We start from the raw sequence: 724 nt of genomic DNA, 5'->3' as shown, positions 1-724 counted from the left end.
AATGGCGAGATGATAAGACGAAAACCAGTAAAAATGTCGCTTTGATCGAAAATCGTATCCGTCTAGCAATTCAAAATGCAGATTGGAAAGGTGTTCAACAGTGGATTGCCGTGCTCAACAAAGATGAGCAAGCCTCGCTTCGCTGGCAATATTGGTTAGGTCCAAGTGAGATTGCGCTGGGTGCTGATATTGCAGGCAAACAGCGATTGGCGACCTTAGTTGGTCAGCGCAATTTCTACAGCGTGGCTGCGGCGAATGCGATTGGTCAGTCAATCAAATATCCATCTCATCGTATTAAGCTCGATACTAAGGTTATTCACCCGTATCAAAACTCTCTCACTCGTATTGAAGAGTTGATTGCGACAGATAAAATTGCGGCAGCGAAAAGTGAGTGGGCGCATTTGCTGAGTAGAGTAGGTAAAGATGAAAAGGCGATGTTGGCGGCGTATGCCTCATCCAAGAATTGGCATCACCTAACCGTCACAGCCAGTATCCAAGCGCAAATGTGGGACAACATTGAACTGCGATTCCCCATTGCGCACCGCTGGTGGTTCAACTTTTATGCGAAGAAGCATGACATCGACCCGATTACGATGATGTCGTTAGCCAGACAAGAAAGTGCATTGGATTCAGAGGCGCGTTCTCCGGTAGGGGCTCGCGGTATCATGCAAATCATGCCAGCGACTGCGAAGTACACGGCACGTAAAAACAAGCTGACTTATCA

The 724-nt window shown here is 47.4% G+C and carries 1 protein-coding gene; it reads left to right on the top strand.

Translation table 11 applies throughout. The features are described from left to right. On the top strand, positions 1-724 hold a 724-nt coding region (locus tag R7P74_RS26360; RefSeq protein ID WP_318123594.1), incomplete at both ends, for a transglycosylase SLT domain-containing protein.

The organism is Vibrio sp. 2033 (genome assembly GCF_033339735.1).
Note: the sequence above shows the minus strand (reverse complement) of the source record. Positions and strands in the feature narration are given on the sequence as shown.